We start from the raw sequence: 22,897 nt of genomic DNA on the forward strand, positions 1-22,897 counted from the left end.
AATATTGAGCAAGGTCAATCAGACCGCAAATTAATACGATTAACAACATCCCGTCACATTTTTATTATTGCTGATAAAAACTATTCTCATTATCATCGCAGTGTAGATTATTTAACCTCTCGTGGAATCAGGCATTATGCAATTCACTCCAGACAGTGCATGGAAAATTACCGGTTTTACCCGCGAAATTAGCCCGGCCTATCGGCAGAAGCTGCTGTCACTTGGCATGCTGCCCGGCTCATCATTCCAGGTCGTGCGTGTGGCGCCGTTGGGCGATCCTGTTCATATCGAAACCCGGCGCGTAAATCTGGTTCTGCGCAAAAAAGACCTCGCATTAATTGAAGTTGAATCTTTATCCCGTTAACAAGCCAGCGGTTTCGGTGGGTCTAATACAATGAAAAAATTAACTATTGGCTTAATTGGCAATCCTAATTCCGGCAAGACAACCTTATTTAATCAGTTAACCGGCGCGCGCCAGCGCGTGGGAAATTGGGCAGGCGTAACGGTTGAACGTAAAGAAGGCCAGTTCACGACAACGGACAATCAGGTCACCCTGGTTGACCTTCCCGGCACCTACTCCTTAACCACGATTTCATCCCAGACTTCGCTCGATGAGCAAATTGCCTGCCACTACATTCTTGGCGGCGACGCGGATCTGCTGATCAACGTGGTCGACGCTTCGAACCTCGAGCGAAACCTTTACCTGACGCTACAGCTGCTGGAGCTGGGGATCCCCTGCATCGTGGCGCTCAACATGCTCGACATTGCGGAAAAACAAAAGCTGCGCATCGACGTCGATGCGCTCTCCGCGCGCCTGGGCTGTCCGGTGGTTCCGCTGGTCTCGACCCGCGCTCGCGGTATCGACGCCCTTAAGCTGGCGATTGACCGCCACGCGGGAAACCGCGACGTTGAGCTGGTGCATTACGCCCAGCCGCTGCTGCGCGAAGCCGAACGGCTGGCGCAGGAGATGGACAGCAGCATGCCTGCAAAACAGCGCCTGTGGCTCGGTCTGCAGATGCTGGAAGGGGATATCTACAGCCGCGCCTATGCCGGACATGCGGCGGATAAGCTGGACGTGGCCCTCGCCCGTCTCAGCGACGAGCTGGACGATCCGGCGCTGCACATCGCCGATGCGCGTTATCAGGCCATTGCGTCAATTTGCGACGTGGTCAGCAACGCCCTTACCGCAGAGCCCAGCCGCTTCACGGCGGCGGTGGATAAGATTGTGCTCAACCGCTTCCTCGGTTTGCCCATCTTCCTGCTGGTGATGTACGTGATGTTCCTGCTCGCGATTAACATCGGTGGCGCGCTGCAGCCGATTTTTGACGCCGGTTCTGTCGCGGTCTTCGTACACGGTATTCAGTGGGTAGGTTACACCCTGCACTTCCCGGAATGGCTGACCATCTTCCTTGCCCAGGGGATTGGCGGCGGTATCAACACCGTGCTGCCGCTGGTACCGCAGATCGGCATGATGTATCTGTTCCTCTCGTTCCTCGAAGATTCCGGCTACATGGCGCGCGCCGCCTTCGTGATGGACCGCCTGATGCAGGCGCTGGGGCTGCCGGGCAAATCGTTCGTTCCGCTGATCGTCGGCTTCGGCTGTAACGTGCCGTCGGTAATGGGCGCGCGCACCCTGGATGCACCGCGTGAACGACTGATGACCATTATGATGGCGCCGTTTATGTCCTGCGGCGCGCGTCTGGCAATCTTTGCCGTCTTCGCGGCAGCCTTCTTTGGCCAGCAGGGCGCGCTGGCGGTCTTCTCGCTGTACGTGCTGGGCATCGTGATGGCAATCCTGACCGGCTTAATGCTCAAGCACACCATCATGCGCGGTGAAGCGTCACCGTTTGTAATGGAGCTTCCGGTCTATCACGTCCCGCATCTGAAAAGCCTGGCGATCCAGACCTGGCAGCGTCTGAAAGGCTTTGTGCTGCGCGCCGGTAAGGTGATTGTTATTGTCAGTATTTTCCTGAGCGCGCTGAACAGCTTCACCCTCACCGGTCAGGCGGCAGATAACATCAACGACTCTGCCCTCGCCTCCGTCAGCCGCGTCATCACGCCGGTCTTCAAACCGATTGGCGTACAGGAGGATAACTGGCAGGCGACCGTGGGCCTGTTCACCGGTGCGATGGCGAAAGAGGTGGTCGTCGGGACCCTGAACACGCTCTACACCGCAGAGAACATTCAGGAGCAGGAATTTAACCCGGCGGAGTTTCACCTCGTTGACGAACTGCTGGGTGCCGTAGAGGAGACCTGGCAGAGCCTGAAAGACACCTTCAGCCTGAGCGTGCTGGCTAACCCGATTGAGGCCAGTAAAGGCGACGGCGAAATGGCGACCGGTGCCATGGGCGTGATGGGCGAGAAGTTTGGCAGCGCGTCCGCAGCCTACAGCTACCTGATCTTCGTTCTGCTCTATATTCCGTGCATCTCGGTGATGGGGGCGATTGCCCGTGAGTCCAGCCGCGGCTGGATGGGCTTCTCCATTCTGTGGGGGCTGAATATCGCCTACTCGCTGGCGACGCTGTTTTACCAGACCGTTAACTTCAGCCAGCATCCGCGCTACAGCCTGGTCAGCATCCTGGCAGTCATCCTGTTTAACGTGATTGTGATTGGCCTGCTGCGCCGGGCGCGAAGCCGCGTTGATATCAACCTGCTGGCGACGCGTAAAACCCCGGCCACCTGCTGCAACAGCCCGGCGGGCGACTGTCACTAAGGGGAAAAACAGATGGCATCGTTGATTCAGGTTCGTGACTTACTGGCATTGCAGGGACGCATGGAGGCAAAACAGCTCAGCCTTAGCCTGCATACGCCGCAGCCGATGATCGATGCCATGCTGGAGCGCCTGGAAGCCATGGGTAAAGCCGTGCGGATTCAGGAAGAAGCGGAGGGTTGCCTCTCCGGCAGTTGTAAAAGCTGTCCGGAAGGAAAGGCCTGTCTCAGGGAGTGGTGGGCACTGCGCTAATAAAGCCGGGCATTGCTGCCCGGTTTTATCGTATTACTTATAGACATCCGCAGTAGCGCGTACGTTTTTGGTCTGTTTTTCTGCGCTGGTGACGACGAAGTATGTCCCGCCCAGCTCATCCGCTTTCTTCGACAGCTCTTTTCTTGCATCCATCGGCGCGGTGGTGTCAGACGTAGAAATCTCACCAATTTTCGTCAAATTCATCCCGGCAACTTTATCTTTTTCCAGCTCTTTTGCCGCAAAAACGCCAAATGACAGTGACCCAATAACCAGAGAAGTGACAATACCTGTAACAAGTTTCATAGCCTGACTCTCCATAGGATTGTTGTTTTGATCATCGTAGGCAGAACAACCGCAACGACATCTGGAGTATGGTTGCGGTGTGTAACTTTTTCCAGGCTGGATAGAAAATAATCAGTCTAAACGTTGACTTAACGCAACCAACGCTGAACAAAACTCCGTCGGATGAGAGATAAACGGCGCATGCGCGGCTTTTGCTATGACCTGTGATTCGCTGTCCGGCCAGAGGGAATCCAGAAGTGGGACCACTTTGCGCGGCACCAGCCCGTCGAGATAGCCATAGATGCGCAGGTGCGGCATGCTCAGCCCGGCCAGCGGCTCGCGCAGATCGGCCGTTTTCAGGATCTCCAGACCGCCGTTAAGCACCTCAACGTCCGGCATCGGCAGGGAGAGCACCACCTGCTTTAACGCTCTGGCATCCTGACGCGCGGTTTCGGTGCCCATCGTCTGCAAGGCGAGGAATCGCTCGACGGTCCGCTGGAAATCGTCGCTCAGCTGCTGCTGGAAGCCCGCCAGAACGTCAGGTTTGATGCCGGGCCACGCCTCTTGCGCGCTAAAGCATGGCGACGAGGCCACGGTGACCAGCGCCCTAACGCGCTCGGGCCAGGAGAGCGCAATCTGGCTTGCCACCAGCCCGCCCAGACTCCAGCCCAGCCAGATGGCATTTTGCGGCGCGGCGTCTATAACGTGCTGCGCCATTTCATCAAGCGACATCGCGCCAAAGCCACGGCTGCGACCATAGCCCGGCAGATCAACCAGATGTAACGTAAATTGCGAGGCAAGTTCCTCGCTTATGCAATGCCACACTTCCGCATTCAGGCCCCATCCGTGCAGCAGCACAAGATGGCAATTTCCTGTCCCTACGGTCTGCCACCACAGCGTCTTCATCAGTTACTGTTCTCTTTTTTCACATGGAGGTTGCACATGCTAACAGTGCCTGGCTTGTGCTGGCTATGCAAAATGCCGCTTGCCCTCAGCGCGTGGGGCGTCTGTTCCGTCTGCACGCGTTCGCTGGAAAGGCGTATCACAACCTGCCCGCAATGTGGTTTACCGGCGGCGAACCGCGATTTGCCCTGCGGCCGCTGCCTGAAAAAATCCCCGCCGTGGAGCGCGCTGGTGACCGTGGATGATTATGTTCCGCCGCTGAGCGGGCTTATTCACGCCCTGAAGTTTTCCGGCCAGAGTTCGCTGGCGCAGCCCCTTGCCCGCCTGCTTTTGCTGGCCGTTTTACAGGCGCGACGAACCCGCGCTTTGCCGAAAATCGACATGGTGGTGAATGTCCCCTTATACCGACGCCGGCACTGGCGGCGCGGCTATAATCAAAGCGACCTGCTCTGCCGCCCGCTCGCCCGGTGGCTGGGCTGTCGCTACGATGCCAGCGCGCTTACCCGCGTTCATGCCACCGCCATCCAGCATCAGCTCAACGCCCGGCTTCGCAAAAGGAACCTGAAAAACGCCTTTCGCCTTGAATTGCCGGTCCACGACCTCCATATCGCCATCGTGGATGACGTGGTCACCACAGGCAGTACCGTTGCTGAACTTTCCCGACTGCTTTTGCAAAGCGGCGCCGCGTCGGTTCAGGTATGGTGTCTGTGCCGTACCTTGTAGCCCTTCTTCAATGGGCGTATGATTATACCCAGGTAATTTAGTCAACTATTAGGCCAAAGCTATGATCCGTATTTCCGATTCTGCACAAGCGCACTTTGCCAAACTGCTGGCAAATCAGGAAGAAGGGACGCAGATCCGCGTGTTTGTGATCAATCCAGGCACTCCGAATGCAGAATGTGGTGTCTCTTATTGTCCTCCGGACGCTGTGGAAGCAACTGACACTGCCCTTAAATTTGAACAGCTCACCGCTTACGTCGATGAACTGAGCGCGCCGTATCTTGAAGATGCGGAAATCGACTTTGTCACCGACCAGCTGGGTTCTCAGCTGACCCTGAAAGCGCCAAATGCCAAAATGCGTAAAGTCTCTGACGATGCGCCGCTGATGGAGCGCGTTGAGTATCTGCTGCAGTCCCAGATCAACCCACAACTGGCCGGCCACGGCGGTCGCGTTTCCCTGATGGAAATCACGGAAGACGGCCTGGCGATCCTGCAGTTCGGCGGCGGCTGTAACGGTTGCTCCATGGTCGACGTGACCCTGAAAGAAGGGATCGAGAAGCAGCTGCTGAACGAATTCCCGGAACTGAAAGGCGTGCGCGACCTGACAGAGCACCAGCGCGGCGAGCACTCTTACTACTAATTCAGTACCCGTCTGTATTGCCCGGTAGCGCTGCGCTTACCGGGCCTGACTCCCTTGCCTTCCCCCTCTATATGTTGACCTGCGTCTCATAATTCAAATTTTGCCTCACCGGGTGATTCTCAACCACGATATGTTACCCGTATCATTCTCGTGGGCACTCAACACCCTTATAACAGCCGACTAAACTTAACTGTTTCGCAGGCATCAGTATGAGTGCCGTTAACCACTCTGTTCCCAGTTGGGACAACCGGAATTTGTCGTTGAAACAATGACGTTACCCATAACAATTCAAAGGCCAGGTAAATCATGCCATTAGTCATCGTTGCTATCGGTGTTGTGTTATTACTGCTCTTGATGATCCGCTTCAAAATGAACGGATTTATCGCTCTGGTTCTGGTGGCACTTGCAGTCGGTCTGATGCAGGGGATGCCGCTGGTTAAAGTTATCAGCTCTATCAAAGCCGGTGTCGGCGGCACGCTCGGCAGCCTGGCACTGATCATGGGCTTCGGCGCCATGCTCGGTAAAATGCTGGCGGACTGCGGGGGCGCGCAGCGTATTGCCACCACGCTTATCGAAAAGTTTGGCAAGAAGAACATCCAGTGGGCGGTGGTGTTAACCGGTTTTACCGTCGGTTTCGCGCTGTTTTATGAAGTGGGCTTCGTGCTGATGCTGCCGCTGGTGTTCACCATCGCCGCCGCGGCCAACATCCCGCTGCTGTTCGTGGGTGTGCCAATGGCTGCTGCGCTGTCCGTGACCCACGGCTTCCTGCCGCCGCACCCGGGTCCAACCGCCATCGCCACCATCTTCCACGCCGATATGGGTAAAACCCTGCTGTTCGGTACGATTCTGGCGATCCCGACCGTAATTCTGGCAGGCCCGGTATATGCCCGTTTTCTGAAAGGCATTGATAAGCCTATTCCGGAAGGTCTGTACAGCGCCAAAACCTTCACTGAAGAAGAGATGCCAGGCTTTGGCGTCAGCGTCTGGACCTCGCTGGTACCGGTGATCCTGATGGCAATGCGCGCCGTGGCGGAGATGATCCTGCCGAAAGGCCACGCTTTCCTGGCCGTTGCCGAGTTCCTCGGCGACCCGGTGATGGCAACGCTGATTGCGGTATTGATTGCGATGTTCACCTTCGGCCTGAACCGTGGCCGCTCCATGGATCAGATCAACGACACGCTGACCTCGTCCATCAAAATCATTGCCATGATGCTGCTGATTATCGGTGGTGGCGGTGCGTTCAAGCAGGTGCTGGTCGACAGCGGCGTGGACAAATACATCGCTTCCATGATGCATGAAACCAATATCTCTCCAATCCTGATGGCGTGGTCTATTGCTGCCGTGCTGCGTATCGCGCTGGGTTCTGCAACCGTTGCGGCGATTACAGCGGGCGGTATCGTTGCGCCACTGATTGCCACCACGGGCGTCAGCCCTGAGCTGATGGTTATTGCGGTAGGCTCCGGCAGCGTGATTTTCTCTCACGTAAACGATCCGGGCTTCTGGCTGTTCAAGGAGTACTTCAACCTGACCATCGGTGAGACCATCAAGTCCTGGTCAATGCTGGAAACCATTATTTCGGTCTGCGGCCTGGTAGGGTGTCTGCTGTTGAATATGGCTCTCTGACTCTCCTGCTCGATCGGTTCCCTCTCCCCTTTGGGGTGTACAGTCCGGGGACATGGTAGACAGGTGTTCGGGGACATGGTGAACACTTTTTAACATCCTTTACCCATGGTGATCGACTTTTTCTTCAGGTCGATCACCCCCACTTTCGTGCTGTACCACCACACTTCATAGCAGCCGTCATCCTGTGTCTCCCTCAGCCCGACCCGTTCTCCCCTGAACGCCTTGCCTGCGCTCAGACTGACACCCTGTATGCTCAGCTTTCCGCTGACATCCACTTTCCTGACCTTCACCCCTTCATCGTATTCAGGTGGCGTTACGCTGCCGCTGTACTGCCGGGCAGACGGCTGATACCGCGAGGCCGGTACCGCCATATCCAGCGCCTCGTGCGGGCGTTCAAGGTTGTACACCGTGCGCCAGTGGTCGAAGGCGCGCTGCAGCTCACCGCTGTCCGCGAACCATTTTCCCTGCAGCACTTCCGACTTCAGGCTGCGGTGAAAACGCTCCAGCTTGCCCTGCGTCTGCGGATGATAAGGCCGGGAGTGCCCCACCCGGATACCGTGGCGCATCAGCCACAGCTCCAGCGCCGTCCAGGTGCCGGTGGTGTCTCCCCACGGTGAGCCGTTGTCCATCGTCATCCGGTCCGGCAGGCCGTAGCGTTCAAACACGCTGACCAGCTGCTGCTGCACGGTCTCGCGCCGTTCATCGGTACAGTGCGCCAGGCACAGGGAAAAACGGGAGTGGTCGTCCAGCAGGGTGAGCGGATGGCAGCGGCCACCGCCAAAGGGAAAGTGGCCCTTAAAATCCATCTGCCAGAGCCGGTTCGGCGCGTCGTGTTCGAACCGTCCCGTGGCGGGAATGCCCGGTGTTGCGCCCGGCAGCAGGCCGTGACGGGCCATCAGGCTATGGACAGTGCTGAAGGCGGGCATACGGTGCCCCTGGTCTTCGAGCCAGCGCTTAATCTTGCGTGCGCCCCAGCGTTCATGGCGCTCATGGGCCATGCGCAGCAGGGCGGTGATGTCGTCAGATGAGCGGTTCGGGGAATGGTGCGGTATGCGCGGGCGGTCCTGAAGGCCGGAGGCACCTTCCTCCATCCAGCGACGAAGCCACTTGTAGCCGGTGGCAGGTGAAATGCCGAAGCGACGGCAGAGGGAACGGATGTTCGCCCCGTCCTGCGAGGCGAACAAAACAAACTCGGTACGTAATGACATGGTATCTCTCGCATCCCAGGGCATAAGCGACTCCATAGACGGGTTCTTATGCCTTAGTTGTAAGTGTCTACCATGTCCCCGAACAAGTGTTCACTATGTCCCCGGACTGTACATGGGGAGAGGGCTAGGGTGAGGGGCAAATTACGACTTCTTACCCACCGCCCTTCTGCGCTTATCCAAATCTTTAATCAGCCTGTTCACCCGGTCATCGGCAAACATCGTCTCAAGCGTTGTGGACAGCTTGCGGCGCCAGTTCTTGTACTGATAGCTGGTGCCCGGAACGTTCACCGGCTCCGCCATATCAATCCAGTCTTCCGGCTGCAGGCCGAGCAAAGCGCTGTTGCTGTCGGCAATATAGCGCTGCAGGCCACGGTTGAGCGTTGGGGTCATTGCCATCAGCGACGCCTTATGTCCGGCACGCTTCGGCAGACAGCCATGCTTGTGCAGCGCGTCCAGCAGCCCCTGCTTCGCCAGCTCGCGGTCCTGATACAGCCCGCGCAGAACCTCTTCATCTGGATAGAGGCCCAGCGTTTTGCCGAGGGTCAGATCGCCGCTTTCCCAGTAGCCTCTGAGCGTAGGAAGATCATGCGTCGTCGCGACTGCCATTGACTGTTCAGGGTACGCTTTCGGCGCGCGGAAGGTTTTCTCATGGTCGTTTTCAAAATAGAGCACTTTGTAGGAATAAACCCCGCTGTCGCGGAGCTTGCTGACAATTTCCACCGGTACGGTACCGAGATCTTCACCGATCACCATGCACTGATGACGTTTACTCTCCAGGGCCAGGATCGACAGCAGATCGTCCACCGGATACTGCACGTACGCCCCGTGATCGGCCGTTTCACCGTACGGGATCCACCACAGGCGCAGCACGGACATCACGTGGTCAATGCGCAGCGCCCCGCAGTTCTGCATGTTCGCGCGCAGCAGGTCGATAAACGGCTCGTAGGCACGCGCCGCCATCACGTGCGGATCCATCGGCGGCAGGCCCCAGTTCTGACCGAGCGGGCCGAGGATATCCGGCGGCGCGCCGACGGATGCTTTCAGGCAGTAAAGCTCACGGTCACACCAGGTTTCCGCGCCGCCTTCCGCCACGCCCACGGCCAGATCGCGATACAGGCCGATCGGCATCTTATAGCCCTGGCTCACCTGCCAGCAGGCGGCAAACTGGCTGTACGCCAGCCACTGCAGCCACAGGTAGAAGTCCACCTCGTCGGCATGATTTTTACAGAAGGCTTTGACTTCAGGGGTATCCACGGTCTGATACGCTTCCGGCCAGACCGGCCAGCCCCAGCGCATTTCGTCCTCTTTCACCTGATACGCGTGCAGCGCATCAAATGCCGCCTGCCAGTAGAGGCTTTCACCTTCCTGCATCACGAACTGGCGGAAGGCCGCCATCTGCTCATCGTCGCGCTTCGCAAAGCCTTTCCACGCCAGGCGCAGAGCCGCCATTTTCAGCGCGGTCACGGAGGCATAATCTACCCAGTCCGCATCGCGGGCCTGCTTCAGCAACTGCTGGGTGGTCTCAAGCTTCCACCACGCCTGCGCCTCTTTGCTGTTTTTGAAATCGTCTAACGCGTTAACGTCGATGTAAATCACGTTCAGCCAGCGTCGGGAAGACGGGCTGTACGGGCTCGCGCTTTCCGGGTTGGCCGGATAGAGCGCGTGGATCGGGTTGAGGCCGATAAACGCGCCGCCGCGCTCGCCCACGGATGCCAGCATGTTCTTCAGATCGCCAAAATCGCCGATCCCCCAGTTGCTGTCTGAACGCAGCGTGTAGAGCTGCACGCAGGCGCCCCACAGCTTTTTGCCTTCGAGCAATGCCTGCGGCTCATAGCAGCGTTTTGGCGCGACGATCACCCGGCAGTGAAAACGCTGTTCGTCCTGGGTGAGCGTCAGGCTGTGGTAGCCCTCCGGCAGCTTTGCCGGAAGGTTTAACGTTTTGCCGCCGGTGGCGTGGCCTTTATGCTGATGCCCCTCTTCGGTAGTGAGCAGCCAGCTATACTCGCCGCGCCCCTCCACCGCCAGCGGCATCTTTTTGCCTGCGGTAAAGACCTTCACGTTTGGCACCGGAGCAGCCGACGCGTTCGCGTCGGTTTTGTGCATGGCATCCAGCAAACGTCTTTTGGTGTCCGCACCAATAGACTGCGGTTTGCCGTGCGCGTTGATGTAACTGAGGCTAATTCCCGCCGCCTGCGCGGCACTGTCCAGACGTTTACTCTCCATCGCGCTTCCTTAGCGTTTTGCCTGCCAGATACGAGCCTGATAATCACGGATTGAGCGGTCAGAGCTGAACATGCCGCAGCGCGCGGTGTTCAGAATGCACGCCCGGGTCCACGCCTCCTGGTCGCGGTACAGCACGTCGACCTGTTTCTGCGCTTCAACGTAGGCCGTGAAGTCCGCCATCACCAGGTACGGGTCGCCACCGTGTTTGTCCATGCTGTGCAGCATCTGGTCAAACGCGTGCTTGTCGCCATCGCTGTATTTGCCGCTTTCCAGCTCCTTCAGCACCGCATCCAGCACTTTGTCTTTTTTACGCCATTTCACCGGGTCGTAGCCTTTGGCCTTGATGGCTTTCACTTCTTCAACAGTATGGCCGAAGATAAAGATGTTCTCTTCACCGACCTTCTCGGCGATTTCGACGTTCGCACCGTCCAGCGTGCCGACGGTCAGCGCGCCGTTGAGCGCCAGCTTCATGTTGCCGGTACCGGACGCTTCTTTCCCTGCGGTCGAGATCTGCTCGGAGATATCCGCCGCCGGGATCAGCATTTCCGCCGCCGAGACGCAGTAATCCGGCAGGAACACGACCTTCAGCTTGTCGCCCACTTTCGGATCGCTGTTGATCGCCGCCGCCACTTTATTGATGGCGAGGATAATGTTTTTCGCCAGGTAGTAGCCCGGCGCCGCCTTCGCACCGAACAGGAACACGCGCGGCACGCGGTCGGCCTGCGGGTTCTCGCGGATCTCTTTGTACAGCGCCAGAATATGCAGCAGGTTCAGGTGCTGACGCTTGTACTCGTGCAGGCGTTTGATCTGGATATCGAAAATGGCGTTCGGGTTGATCTCAATCCCGGTACGCATTTTCACAAACTCCGCCAGGCGAACCTTGTTCTCCAGCTTGATCGCGCGGTACTGCTCGCGGAATTTCGCATCGTCGGCGTATTTTTCCAGGTTAATCAGCTGGTCCAGATCGTTGGCCCACTCTTTCTTCAGGGTCTTATCCAGCAGGCCGGCCAGCAGCGGATTGCACTGCTTGATCCAGCGACGCGGCGTAATGCCGTTGGTCACGTTGTGGAACTTGGTCGGCCACAGCTGGTGATATTCCGGGAACAGATCTTTCACCACCAGATCGGAGTGCAGCGCCGCCACGCCGTTAACGGCAAAGCCGCTCACCACGCACATGTTCGCCATACGCACCTGTTTGTCGTGCACCACCGCCAGCTTCGCCCAGACGGCTTTGTCGCCCGGCCAGGTTTTCTCCACCAGCGCTTTAAACTGGTCGTTAATCTTGTTGATGATCTGCATGTGGCGCGGCAGCAGCGTTTTCACCAGCTTCTCATCCCAGCACTCCAGCGCTTCCGGCATCAGGGTGTGGTTGGTATAGGCGAAGGTGCGGCTGGTGATGGCCCAGGCGTCGTCCCAGCTCAGCTGATGCTCGTCAATCAGCACGCGCAGCAGTTCCGGGATGGCAATAGTCGGGTGCGTATCGTTAAGCTGAATGACTTCGAAGTCCGGCAGTTGCGCCAGCTTGCGGCCCGCCAGGTGATGGCGACGCAGAATGTCCGCCACGGAGCAGGCGCACTGGAAGTACTGCTGCATCAGGCGCAGCTTTTTACCCGCCAGGTGGTTATCGTTCGGATAGAGGACTTTGGTCAGCTTCTCGGCGTCGATGCCCTGCTGCTCGGCACGCAGGAAATCGCCGTCGTTGAATTTGGTCAGGTTGAACGGATGCGCGTGCTTCGCCTGCCACAGACGCAGCGGCTGCGCCACGCCGTTACGGTAGCCGAGCACCGGCAGGTCCCAGGCTTCGCCGGTAATAATGAACGCCGGTTCCCAGAGCCCCTGCTTCGTCACTTTCCCGCCGATGCCGACCTGCACGTCCAGCTGCGCGTTGTGGCGGAACCACGGGTAGGTATTGCGATGCCAGTCGTCCGGCGCTTCCATCTGGTGGCCGTCGGCAAACGACTGACGGAACAGGCCGTACTGGTAGTTCAGGCCATAGCCAATCGCCGACTGGCCGACCGTTGCCATAGAGTCAAGGAAACAGGCCGCCAGACGCCCCAGTCCGCCGTTGCCCAGCGCCGGGTCGATCTCTTCTTCCAGCAGGTCGGTCAGGTTAAGGTCGTGCTCTTTCAGCACATCACCCACCTCCTTATACCAGCCAAGGTTCAGCAGGTTGTTGCCGGTCAGGCGGCCAATCAGGAATTCCATCGAGATATAGTTAACGTGACGCTGGCCTTTGACGGGCTTCGCCACGGGCTGAGCATCCAGCTGCTCTGCGAGCGCCCCGCTCACCGCCTGCCACCACTGGTGAGGCGTCATCTCGTTTGCAGCATGAAGGCCAAAACGCTGCCACTGACGCGTCAGGGCAGCCTGGAATTGAGCTTTGTTGAAGGTAGGCTGTGACATAGGGGATCGGCATCCTTTAGAAAGAAAACACAAGTTGGCGCTAGTGTGCCTGGCTCATTTCACCTCTTCCTCCTCCCGTGGGGGATTAGACAGGGAGGAGTAGCGGGGATGAGCGTAAAAGTGTGATCGAGGCCACTCTGAGAGCATAGCCGGAGTGTGCCCGGAAGATAAAAAAGTAACCGGGGAGAATGTCAAAGAAATGAAATGCGGTTTTGGATGAAATTAATCCACGCGGAAATGATTGCTTACGGAGAATAATATTTCAGCAATCGGGTCCTGCCTAAGGAGATTATTAATCTCACTCAACTTTACCCGAAGTTTATTAAATTCGACGTCATTATACCTTTCTGAAACCAGTTTCAGCCCAGCCTCGTGACATCCATACAAGCCAGCATTGACGCGGCATCAAAGCCTTTTCAAAAAAGTTCCAGTACTGGCCGAAATGTTTTGTGACAGAGTGCAAATTCAGAGCCACAAAAGCCAGACATAACTTGCAATAGTTCTCTTTCTGACCGACCTTATAGCTATTAATTACGAAGCGCAAAAAAAATAAATTCTCTCGTTCCCCACAGTGAAGTGAAACCTATGTTGATTCCGTCAAAATTAAGTCGCCCGGTTCGTCTTGACCATACAGTGGTCCGCGAGCGTCTGCTGGCTAAACTTTCCGGCGCGCATAATTTCCGACTGGCGCTGGTTACGAGCCCTGCAGGTTATGGAAAAACAACGCTCATTTCACAATGGGCCGCAGGTAAGAGCGATCTTGGCTGGTACTCTCTGGACGAGGGCGATAACCAGCAAGAGCGTTTTGCCAGCTATCTGATTGCCGCTATTCAACAGGCAACCAACGGACACTGCGCCGCCAGCGAGGCAATGGTGCAAAAGCGCCAGTACGCCAGCCTGTCCTCCCTTTTCTCTCAGCTGTTTATCGAACTGGCCGAATGGCATCGCCCGCTGTACGTGGTGATTGATGACTATCATCTGATCACGAACCCGGTTATCCATGAGTCTATGCGCTTCTTCCTGCGCCACCAGCCGGAAAACCTGACCCTGGTCGTGCTGTCACGCAACCTGCCGCAGCTCGGTATTGCCAACCTGCGCGTGCGCGATCAGCTTCTGGAAGTGGGCAGCCAGCAGCTGGCCTTTACCCACCAGGAAGCGAAACAGTTCTTTGACTGCCGCCTGACCTCACCCATTGAGGCCTCCGAAAGCAGCCGCCTGTGTGATGATGTCGCGGGCTGGGCCACGGCGCTGCAGCTGATTGCCCTTTCTGCCCGGCAAAACAACAGCCCGACGCACCAGTCTGCGCGCCGTCTGGCCGGTATCAACGCCAGCCATCTTTCGGATTACCTGGTGGATGAGGTGCTGAACAGCGTCGATCCCTCCACCCGCAATTTCCTGCTGAAAAGCTCCCTGCTGCGCTCCATGAACGACGCGCTGATTGTGCGCGTAACAGGCTGTGAGAACGGTCAGCTGCAGCTGGAAGAGATTGAACGTCAGGGCCTGTTCCTGACGCGCATGGACGATCCCGGCGAGTGGTTCAGCTATCACCCGCTGTTTGGCAGCTTCCTGCGCCAGCGCTGCCAGTGGGAGCTGGCAACGGAATTGCCGGAAATCCACCGCGCCGCCGCTGAAAGCTGGATGGCGCAAGGCTTCCCGAGCGAGGCCATTCACCACGCGCTTGCCGCCGGTGACGCCAGCATGCTGCGCGATATCCTGCTTAACCACGCGTGGGGGCTGTTTAACCACAGCGAACTGACGCTGCTGGAAGAGTCGTTGAAAGCCCTGCCGTGGGAGAGCCTGCTGGAGAACCCGCGCCTGGTGCTGCTCCAGGCCTGGCTGATGCAGAGCCAGCACCGCTACAGCGAAGTGAATACCCTGCTGGCGCGCGCCGAGCAGGAGATGGAAAGCGAAATGGATATCACCCTGCACGGCGAATTTAACGCCCTGCGGGCGCAGGTCGCGATTAACGACGGCGATGCGGATGAAGCGGAACGGCTGGCGATGGTCGCGCTGGATGAACTGCCGCTGGCGAATTTCTACAGCCGGATTGTGGCTACCTCGGTGCACGGCGAAGTGCTGCACTGCAAGGGCGAACTGACGCGCTCCCTTTCGCTGATGCAGCAAACCGAGCAGATGGCGCGCCGCCATGATGTGTGGCACTACGCCCTGTGGAGCCTGATCCAGCAAAGCGAGATTTTATTCGCACAGGGGTTCCTGCAGGCCGCCTGGGAAAATCAGGAAAAAGCGTTCCAGCTGATTCGTGAACAGCACCTGGAACAGCTGCCGATGCACGAGTTCCTGTTGCGTATTCGCGCTCAACTGCTGTGGGCATGGTCGCGTCTGGATGAAGCAGAAAGCTGCGCCCGTCAGGGTGTGAACGTGCTCTCCGGCTTCCAGCCTCAGCAGCAATTGCAGTGTCTGGCCCTGCTGGTGCAGTGCTCGCTGGCGCGTGGCGATCTGGATAACGCCCGCAATCACCTTAACCGTCTGGAAAACCTGCTCGGCAACGGTCAATACCACAGCGACTGGGTATCGAACGCCGACAAGGTTCGGGTGATTTACTGGCAGATGACGGGGGACAAAAAATCCGCCGCCAACTGGCTGCGCCAGACGCCTAAACCGGAATTTGCCAATAACCACTTCCTGCAAAGCCAGTGGCGCAACATCGCCCGCGTGCAGATCCTGCTGGGTGACTTTGAGCCTGCCGAAATTGTGCTGGAAGAGTTAAACGAAAACGCCCGCAACCTGCGTCTGATGAGCGACCTGAACCGCAACCTGCTGCTGCTCAACCAGCTTTACTGGCAGGCGGGCCGCAAAAATGATGCCCAGCGCGTGCTGCTGGAAGCCTTGCAGCTGGCGAACCGCACCGGGTTTATTAGCCACTTCGTGATTGAAGGTGAAGTGATGGCGCAGCAGCTGCGCCAGCTGATTCAGCTCAACACGCTGCCGGAGCTGGATCAGCATCGCGCCCAGCGAATCCTGCGCGAGATTAATCAGCACCATCGCCACAAGTTTGCGCATTTTGACGAGAACTTTGTTGAACGCCTGCTGAACCACCCGGAAGTGCCGGAGCTTATTCGCACCAGCCCGCTCACCCAGCGCGAATGGCAGGTGCTGGGACTGATCTATTCCGGATACAGTAACGAGCAGATTGCCGGTGAGCTGGCGGTGGCGGCAACCACCATCAAAACGCACATTCGCAATCTGTATCAGAAGCTGGGCGTGGCGCACCGTCAGGACGCGGTGCAGCATGCGCAGCAGCTGTTGAAGATGATGGGGTACGGAGTTTAGTTTTGTACGGCCTGATGCCCTCACCCCGGCCCTCTCCCACAGGGCTGAGGAATCCCCAGTAATTTTTTCCTGAAGCGATGAACATTGCTTCAGAGAAATGAATAACTTACAGCGATGTCCTGGTCCGGCTGTAAATCGCTGAGGCGTTTCCTGTAGGCCGGGGCGAGGCGCATGGATGCGCCGAGAGGGCGGGCTTTACAGGGACGTTACCTCCGCCCGCCCCCGACAAGCCGGAAGGAATAAGCCGAAGGCACCGCGAAGCGGCGATTGAGCCGCCCTGGCACGTTCACAGGTCATGTCCTTACAGAGTAGCAAGGAACATAAAGTGAACGGAATGACCACCAGAGCCGTATGTTCCCCCTCACCCCAGCCCTCTCCCTCAAGGGAGAGGGGGTCGTCCGTGCTGGTATTATTTTGTGGGGATCCCTCAGCCCACAGGGAGAGGGAGAACGGCTTTTCAACACAACTCTAACTGCAAATTATTATCCTTAATCACCTGCATCACGCCCGCTGGCGGCATCACGTCGGTATAGACCGCATCCACCATGCTGATGCTGCCCATGTTCACCATCGCGTTTCGGCCAAACTTCGAATGGTCCACCACCAGCATCACGTGGCGCGAGTTCTCAATAATCGCGCGCTTGGTGCGCACCTCGTGATAATCAAACTCCAGCAGTGAGCCATCGGTGTCGATGCCGCTGATCCCCAGGATGCCGAAGTCGAGGCGGAACTGAGAGATAAAGTCGAGCGTCGCTTCGCCGATAATCCCGCCGTCGCGGCTGCGCAGTTCGCCGCCCGCAAGGATGATGCGGAAATCATCTTTCTGCATCAACGTGTTGGCGACGTTCAGGTTGTTGGTCACCACGCGCAGGTTCTCGTGATCCAGCAGCGCATGAGCAACCGCTTCTGGCGTGGTGCCGATATCAATAAACAGCGTCGCACCGTTCGGGATTTGGCTCGCCACTTTACGCGCAATGCGCTCTTTCTCTGCCGTCTGCGTGGCTTTACGGTCGTGCCAGGAGGTATTGACCGAGCTGGACGGCAGCGCCGCGCCGCCGTGGTGGCGCAAAATACGGTTCTGATCGGCCAGATCGTTCAGGTCACGACGGATGGTTTGCGGGCTGACGGCAAACTGCTCGACCAGCTCTTCGGTGCTGACGTATCCCTGTTTTTTGACCAGTTCGATAATGGCGTCATGACGTTGTGTTTGTTTCATCAATTATCCCTGAGAATTATGTTCGTTTTCGCGCATGGAGCGTGTCGGCAAGCGCCATTGCAAGACCGACGGCGAGGCCGGTGACGTGCGCACCATTGGCGATAGACATACCAAACAGATCAAACCATCCGGCAATTAGCCATATTAACGCAAAGGCTATTAATCCGCGTTGTAAATAGATGCCGCTTTCCGGGTCGCGCTCCCCGCGAAGCCAGACGTAGCCCATCAAAGCGTAGACGACACCCGACAGCCCGCCGAACCACGGGCCGCTGAATTTATGCTGTACATAGCCGCTCAGCAGGGCGCTGATTACGGTGATGACAATCAGCTTGCCGCTGCCGAGCCGCTTCTCAACGATACCGCCGAGATACCACCACCACAGCAGGTTAAAGAGGATATGCATCACCGAGAAATGCATCAGCGCGTGGGTAAAGTAGCGCCAGACGTCAAAATCCAGCGACGGATCATACGGCCACGCCAGCGCGATCATCACGCTCTGGTCGCCCACCACGTTCATAATAACGAAGACGATAATGCAGGCTGCCATCAGCAGCAGCGTAAACGGGCCCGCGCGCTCGCGTATCGTGGCAAGGAAGGGAAAGCGGCTGTAATGCAGTCCGCTGCCGGTCTGCCCGGATTGCCAGCTGGCCGCCAGATAACGCGGGTCGCCGGGGTTCTCAAGGAAACGCGCCAGCTCCTCGTTGACCCGCCCTGCCTGGCTCTCATCGGCCAGCCAGACGTCGGTCTGAGTATGTTGCTGAATGGTCAGAATAACGCCCTGCGTCGCCATATAGTCGACAAACGCCTGGGCGACGCGCGGGTTGGTAAAAGAGGTGATCATCAACATGGGCAGCGGTCGCTTATTTCCACACAAAAGGGGACAGTATAGCGGGATTAGCGCTCAAACGCGTATTCCACTTCTGCCGGGAAATGACGATGCCAGGCATCAAAGCCGCCGTCGACGCTGTATACCGCGTCATAGCCTTGCTGAATCAGATACTGCGCCGCGCCTTTGCTGCTGTTGCCGTGGTAGCACATGACCATAACGGGCGTTTCGAAGTCGTTATCGCGCATAAACGCGCCCAGCGTGTCGTTGGTCAGATGAAACGCGCCCGGCGTGTGGCCCATCGCAAAACTCTGCGGGTCGCGGATATCCACCAGCACCGCTTTTCCCTGGTGCATCTTCTGGTGGGCTTCTTCTACGTTAATACATTCAAACTGATCCATGGTGTTCTCTTTACAGTGGTCAACGACAAGATTTTACCCCGTAGTGTACGTCCTGGCGGCGGGTAAACGCCATTATGTTATCCATATCACTCTAAATTGTTTTTTTGATGTTACCAAAAGCGCGTTCCTTTGCTATTATGAGCGATATCGAACATTTTTGAGCTTTAACGAAAGTGCATGAGGGTGTTATGGAAACCAAAGATCTGATTGTGATAGGCGGTGGCATCAACGGTGCCGGTATTGCGGTTGATGCCGCAGGACGCGGTTTATCCGTGCTGATGCTGGAAGCTAACGATCTCGCCTGCGCGACGTCGTCCGCCAGCTCCAAGCTGATCCACGGTGGCCTGCGCTACCTGGAACACTACGAATTCCGCCTGGTCAGCGAAGCGCTGGCCGAACGCGAAGTGCTGCTGAAAATGGCCCCGCATCTGGCGATCCCGATGCGCTTCCGCCTGCCGCACCGCCCACACCTGCGTCCGGCGTGGATGATCCGCATCGGCCTGTTTATGTACGATCATCTGGGCAAACGCACCAGCCTGCCGGGTTCGAACGGTTTGCGTTTTGGCTCAGAATCGGTCCTTAAGCCGGAAATCGTGCGCGGTTTCGAATATTCAGACTGCTGGGTGGACGATGCGCGTCTCGTTCTGGCGAATGCGCAGATGGTCGAGAAGAAAGGCGGCGAGGTGAAAACCCGCACCCGCGCGACCGCCGCCCGTCGTGAAAACGGCCTGTGGATTGTGGAAGCGGAAGACGTGGATACCGGCGAGAAGTTCAGCTGGAAAGCACGCGGCCTGGTGAACGCTACCGGCCCGTGGGTGAAGCAGTTCTTCGACGACGGCATGCACCTGCCTTCGCCGTACGGCATCCGCCTGATCAAGGGCAGCCACATTGTGGTGCCGCGCGTGCATACCCAGAAGCAGGCTTATATCCTGCAAAACGAAGATAAACGCATCGTGTTTGTGATCCCGTGGATGGACGAATTCTCCATCATCGGCACCACCGACGTGGAGTACAAAGGCGATCCGAAGAACGTCGAGATCGACGAGAGCGAAGTAAACTACCTGTTGAAAGTGTATAACGCACACTTTAAGAAACAGCTGTCGCGCGACGACGTGGTCTGGACCTACTCTGGCGTGCGTCCGCTGTGCGATGACGAGTCTGACTCACCGCAGGCCATCACCCGCGACTACACGCTTGATATCCACGACGTAGACGGTCAGGCACCGCTGCTGTCGGTGTTTGGCGGCAAGCTGACTACCTACCGCAAGCTGGCCGAGCACGCGCTGGAAAAACTGGCGCCGTACTACAAAGGTATTGGCCCGGCGTGGACCAAAGAGGCAGTGCTGCCCGGCGGAGATATTGGCGGAAACCGCGACGATTACGCCGCGAAGCTGCGCCGTCGCTTCCCGTTCATTACCGAAGGGATGGCGCGCCACTACGCCCGCACCTACGGCAGCAATACCGAGCTGTTCCTGGGCGACGCGAAATCGCTTGCCGATCTGGGTGAACATTTCGGCCACGAGCTGTACGAGGCCGAGCTGCGCTACCTGGTTGAGCACGAGTGGGTTCGCCGCCTTGAAGATGCCATCTGGCGTCGTACCAAAGAAGGGATGTGGCTTAACGCCGAGCAGCAGTCTCGCGTGGCGCAGTGGCTGCAGCAGCATGCGGGGAAGCGTGAGCTGTCGCTGGCGTCGTGATGTAAAAAAGCCCGGTGGCGCCACCGGGCTTTGTTTTTACAACCGCACCGGATCAATATGCCAGATGTTCTCGGCATACTCCTTGATGGTCCTGTCAGACGAGAAATACCCCATGTTGGCGATGTTGTGCATCGCCGCGCTGGTCCACTTCTCCTGCTGACGGTACAGCTCGTCCACTTTATCCTGGCAGTCCACGTAGCTGCGATAATCCGCCAGCACCTGATAGTGGTCGCCAAAGTTAATCAGCGAATCCACCAGATCGCGATAGCGGCCCGGCTCGTCGGGGCTGAACACACCGGTCGCAATCTGCGTCAGGACCTGACGTAGCTCTTCATCCCCTTCATAGAACTCACGCGGGGAGTAGCCTTTCCTGCGCAGCGCCTCCACTTCTTCGGTGGTATTGCCGAAGATAAAGATATTCTCTTCTCCTACGTGCTCCAGCATCTCGACGTTCGCCCCGTCCAGGGTGCCGATGGTCAGCGCGCCGTTGAGGGCAAACTTCATGTTGCTGGTGCCGGACGCTTCCGTTCCCGCCGTGGAGATCTGCTCGGAGAGATCTGCCGCCGGGATGATCAGCTGCGCCAGGCTGACGCTGTAGTTCGGGATGAATACCACCTTCAGCTTGTCGCCAATCTCCGGATCCTGGTTCACCACCTTCGCCACGTCGTTGATCAGGTGAATAATGTGCTTCGCCATGTAGTAAGCGGAAGCCGCCTTACCGGCGAAGATCTTCACGCGCGGCACCCACTCTGCGGTTGGATCGGCCTTAATGCGGTTGTAGTGAGTGATCACGTGTAGCACGTTCATCAGCTGACGCTTGTATTCGTGGATGCGCTTGATCTGCACGTCAAACAGCGCTTTTGGGTTTGCGACCACGTTGAGGTGCATCGCCAGCCAGACCGCCAGACGTTTCTTGTTCAGCAGCTTGGCTTCCCGCACGGCCTTGTTCACCGTCGGGAAATCAATATGCTGCTTAAGCTCGCTCAGCTGGCTCAAATCGGTGCGCCAGGTGCGGCCGATATTCTCATCCAGCACGTCAGAGAGCGGCTGGTTGGCCAGCGCCAGCCAGCGGCGCGGCGTAACGCCGTTGGTGACGTTGCAGAAGCGTGTCGGGAAGATCTTCGCGAAGTCCGCAAACAGGGACTGCACCATCAGGTTCGAGTGCAGCTCAGACACCCCGTTGACCTTGTGGCTGATCACCACCGCCAGCCAGGCCATGCGCACGCGACGACCGTTTGATTCATCAATGATCGAGGCACGGCTCAGCAGCCCGGTATCGTTCGGGTACTGCTCCTGCAGCGTCTTGAGGAAGTAGTCGTTGATCTCGAAGATGATTTGCAGGTGGCGCGGCAGAATTTTGCCGAGCATGTCCACCGGCCAGGTCTCCAGCGCTTCGCTCATCAGGGTGTGGTTGGTGTAGGAGAACACCTGGCACGTCACTTCAAACGCGTCGTCCCAGCTGAACTTGTGCTCGTCGATCAGCAGGCGCATCAGCTCGGGAATGGAGAGCACCGGATGGGTGTCGTTAAGGTGAATCGCGGTTTTCTCCGCCAGGTTGGCGTAGGTTTTGTGCAGCTGATGGTGGCGGCTGAGGATGTCCTGAATCGTCGCGGAGACGAGGAAATACTCCTGACGCAGGCGCAGCTCGCGCCCGGAGTAGGTTGAGTCATCCGGGTACAGCACGCGGGAGACGTTCTCGGAGTGGTTTTTATCTTCCACCGCCGCAAAGTAGTCGCCCTGGTTAAATTTACCGAGGTTGATTTCGCTGCTCGCCTGGGCATTCCACAGGCGCAGCGTATTGGTCGCATCGGTGTCATAGCCGGGGATGATCTGATCATAGGCCACGGCGAGGATCTCTTCGGTTTCCACCCAGCGGGACTTTTTCCCTTCCTGCTGAATGCGTCCGCCAAAGCGCACCTTGTAGCGCGTGTTGTGGCGCTTGAACTCCCAAGGGTTGCCGTATTCCAGCCAGTAGTCCGGGGACTCTTTCTGGCGGCCGTCAACGATGTTCTGCTTGAACATGCCGTAGTCGTAGCGAATACCGTAGCCGCGCCCCGGCAGCGCCAGCGTTGCCAGCGAGTCAAGGAAGCAGGCGGCAAGACGCCCGAGACCACCGTTACCCAGCCCCGGGTCGTTCTCTTCGTCAATCAGCTCTTCTAAATCCAGCCCCATCTCTTCCAGTGCAGTTTTGACGTCGTCGTAGATACCGAGCGACAGCAGCGCGTTGGAGAGGGTGCGGCCAATCAAAAATTCCATCGACAGGTAGTAAACCTGCCGCGTCTCCTGCGAAAGCTGGGCGCGGTTAGAGCGCAGCCAGCGTTCGACCATGCGGTCACGCACCGCAAACAGGGTGGCGTTCAGCCACTCGTGCTTGTTGGCGATGACCGGATCTTTCCCGATGGTAAACATCAGCTTGTAGGCGATGGAGTGCTTTAACGCCTCAACGCTGAGCGTGGGGGAAGAGTAGCTAAATGGAGCGTTCATATCAGTAACTTCGCCTCG

17 protein-coding genes are annotated in these 22,897 nt (G+C 57.7%); 8 read left to right on the top strand and 9 right to left on the bottom strand.

Annotated features, from left to right (window positions below):
- Positions 1-136 precede the first annotated feature (136 nt).
- From feoA to feoC, 3 genes are read left to right on the top strand one after another with little or no spacing between them, the layout of a single operon-like run.
- Positions 137-364 carry a ferrous iron transporter A gene (gene feoA / locus IB212_RS21435; RefSeq protein ID WP_006177893.1) on the top strand — a complete coding sequence of 76 codons (228 nt, stop codon included), beginning with the start codon at positions 137-139 and terminating at the stop codon, positions 362-364.
- A 30-nt stretch (positions 365-394) separates the two neighbouring features.
- The gene (feoB, locus tag IB212_RS21440) at positions 395-2,713 is read left to right on the top strand and encodes a Fe(2+) transporter permease subunit FeoB (RefSeq protein WP_041911909.1); all 2,319 of its coding nucleotides are present in this window, start codon (positions 395-397) and stop codon (positions 2,711-2,713) included.
- A gap of 12 nt (positions 2,714-2,725) precedes the next feature.
- The gene (feoC, locus tag IB212_RS21445) at positions 2,726-2,962 is read left to right on the top strand and encodes a [Fe-S]-dependent transcriptional repressor FeoC (RefSeq protein WP_041911908.1); all 237 of its coding nucleotides are present in this window, start codon (positions 2,726-2,728) and stop codon (positions 2,960-2,962) included.
- Between the two features lie 33 nt (positions 2,963-2,995).
- On the opposite strand, the gene IB212_RS21450 is transcribed toward feoC, so the two are convergent.
- Positions 2,996-3,265 carry a YdgH/BhsA/McbA-like domain containing protein gene (locus IB212_RS21450; protein ID WP_028014676.1) on the bottom strand — a complete coding sequence of 90 codons (270 nt, stop codon included), beginning with the start codon at positions 3,263-3,265 and terminating at the stop codon, positions 2,996-2,998.
- Between the two features lie 111 nt (positions 3,266-3,376).
- The gene (gene bioH / locus IB212_RS21455; RefSeq protein ID WP_048957376.1) at positions 3,377-4,150 is read right to left on the bottom strand and encodes a pimeloyl-ACP methyl ester esterase BioH; all 774 of its coding nucleotides are present in this window, start codon (positions 4,148-4,150) and stop codon (positions 3,377-3,379) included.
- 36 nt (positions 4,151-4,186) lie between these two features.
- Between bioH and gntX the strand changes: the two genes are divergently transcribed.
- The 3 genes from gntX (at position 4,187) to gntT (ending at position 7,130) form a co-directional block, all read left to right on the top strand.
- Positions 4,187-4,870: a DNA utilization protein GntX gene (gene gntX, locus IB212_RS21460; protein WP_188246203.1), complete on the top strand. Its 684-nt coding sequence runs from the start codon at positions 4,187-4,189 to the stop codon at positions 4,868-4,870.
- 61 nt (positions 4,871-4,931) lie between these two features.
- Positions 4,932-5,507 carry a Fe-S biogenesis protein NfuA gene (gene nfuA, locus IB212_RS21465; protein WP_003861601.1) on the top strand — a complete coding sequence of 192 codons (576 nt, stop codon included), beginning with the start codon at positions 4,932-4,934 and terminating at the stop codon, positions 5,505-5,507.
- A 306-nt stretch (positions 5,508-5,813) separates the two neighbouring features.
- The gene (gntT, locus tag IB212_RS21470) at positions 5,814-7,130 is read left to right on the top strand and encodes a gluconate transporter (RefSeq protein WP_028014680.1); all 1,317 of its coding nucleotides are present in this window, start codon (positions 5,814-5,816) and stop codon (positions 7,128-7,130) included.
- Between the two features lie 89 nt (positions 7,131-7,219).
- On the opposite strand, the gene IB212_RS21475 is transcribed toward gntT, so the two are convergent.
- The 3 genes from IB212_RS21475 to malP all read right to left on the bottom strand — a co-directional run bounded on the left by IB212_RS21475 (position 7,220) and on the right by malP (position 12,964).
- A complete protein-coding gene (locus IB212_RS21475; protein ID WP_081753002.1) occupies positions 7,220-8,374 on the bottom strand; it encodes an IS481 family transposase in 1,155 nt (384 codons plus the stop codon).
- A 105-nt stretch (positions 8,375-8,479) separates the two neighbouring features.
- On the bottom strand, positions 8,480-10,561 hold the full coding sequence (gene malQ, locus IB212_RS21480) for a 4-alpha-glucanotransferase (protein ID WP_041911904.1): 2,082 nt from the start codon (positions 10,559-10,561) through the stop codon (positions 8,480-8,482).
- A gap of 9 nt (positions 10,562-10,570) precedes the next feature.
- Positions 10,571-12,964 carry a maltodextrin phosphorylase gene (gene malP, locus IB212_RS21485; protein ID WP_041911903.1) on the bottom strand — a complete coding sequence of 798 codons (2,394 nt, stop codon included), beginning with the start codon at positions 12,962-12,964 and terminating at the stop codon, positions 10,571-10,573.
- Between the two features lie 585 nt (positions 12,965-13,549).
- Between malP and malT the strand changes: the two genes are divergently transcribed.
- On the top strand, positions 13,550-16,255 hold the full coding sequence (gene malT, locus IB212_RS21490; protein WP_041911902.1) for an HTH-type transcriptional regulator MalT: 2,706 nt from the start codon (positions 13,550-13,552) through the stop codon (positions 16,253-16,255).
- Positions 16,256-16,712: 457 nt separating this feature from the next.
- Here malT and IB212_RS21495 read toward each other — a convergent pair whose 3' ends face one another.
- The 3 genes from IB212_RS21495 to glpE are packed head-to-tail and all read right to left on the bottom strand — an operon-like array spanning position 16,713 to position 18,698.
- Positions 16,713-17,471, bottom strand: coding sequence for a DeoR/GlpR family transcriptional regulator (locus tag IB212_RS21495; RefSeq protein ID WP_028014684.1), 759 nt, complete (start codon positions 17,469-17,471; stop codon positions 16,713-16,715).
- 16 nt (positions 17,472-17,487) lie between these two features.
- Entirely contained in the window at positions 17,488-18,318 is an 831-nt protein-coding gene (gene glpG, locus IB212_RS21500) for a rhomboid family intramembrane serine protease GlpG (protein ID WP_041911901.1), read from the bottom strand.
- 47 nt (positions 18,319-18,365) lie between these two features.
- On the bottom strand, positions 18,366-18,698 hold the full coding sequence (gene glpE, locus IB212_RS21505) for a thiosulfate sulfurtransferase GlpE (RefSeq protein ID WP_028014686.1): 333 nt from the start codon (positions 18,696-18,698) through the stop codon (positions 18,366-18,368).
- Between the two features lie 188 nt (positions 18,699-18,886).
- Here glpE and glpD point away from each other — a divergent pair, with 188 nt between their 5' ends.
- A complete protein-coding gene (gene glpD, locus IB212_RS21510; protein WP_041911900.1) occupies positions 18,887-20,395 on the top strand; it encodes a glycerol-3-phosphate dehydrogenase in 1,509 nt (502 codons plus the stop codon).
- 36 nt (positions 20,396-20,431) lie between these two features.
- Here the strand turns inward: glpD and glgP are convergent, their stop codons facing one another.
- Positions 20,432-22,879 carry a glycogen phosphorylase gene (glgP, locus tag IB212_RS21515; RefSeq protein ID WP_041911899.1) on the bottom strand — a complete coding sequence of 816 codons (2,448 nt, stop codon included), beginning with the start codon at positions 22,877-22,879 and terminating at the stop codon, positions 20,432-20,434.
- Between the last annotated feature and the right edge of the window lie 18 nt (positions 22,880-22,897).

It is taken from the genome of Enterobacter sp. E12, assembly GCF_014596715.2.
GTDB classification, from domain to species: domain Bacteria; phylum Pseudomonadota; class Gammaproteobacteria; order Enterobacterales; family Enterobacteriaceae; genus Enterobacter; species Enterobacter bugandensis.